The organism is Faecalibacterium gallinarum, from assembly GCF_022180365.1.
GTDB classification, from domain to species: Bacteria; Bacillota; Clostridia; order Oscillospirales; family Ruminococcaceae; genus Faecalibacterium; species Faecalibacterium gallinarum.
In genome coordinates this window covers 1-365 of the sequence record NZ_BQKV01000093.1, presented here as the reverse complement: position 1 = coordinate 365, position 365 = coordinate 1, and the positions used below count along the sequence as shown (strand labels likewise).

The window sequence follows — 365 nt, the reverse complement described above, 5'->3', positions numbered from 1 at the left end:
TCTCTTTGAGTCTATCAATATCCTCTTGATTCTCTATTTGCCAACTAGATTATTGTTACCCTTCCTTTTGAAACTGTAGTGTTTCTTTAAAAAGAACTTACTATAATCTTGTTTCGCAGTTATTATTCAGTTTTCAAGGTACGTCTTTGAAGGTCTTTTCCACAGTTGCCTGTGTTCAGGGCCCTCAAAATTGAACAATATCGAACTTGAACTTCTCCTTGTACCAGATCATCCAAAGCATCAAGCTTTGCCGATCTGCCTGACTCCCTAGAAAGGAGGTGATCCAGCCGCAGGTTCTCCTACGGCTACCTTGTTACGACTTCACCCCAATCACCAGTTTTACCTTCGGCGGCGTCCTCCTTGCG

1 rRNA gene is annotated in these 365 nt (G+C 42.7%); it reads right to left on the bottom strand.

What is annotated here, in order from left to right:
• Nucleotides 1-271: 271 nt before the first annotated feature.
• Nucleotides 272-365 (bottom strand): 16S ribosomal RNA (locus tag JCM17207_RS10495); the annotation flags it as partial.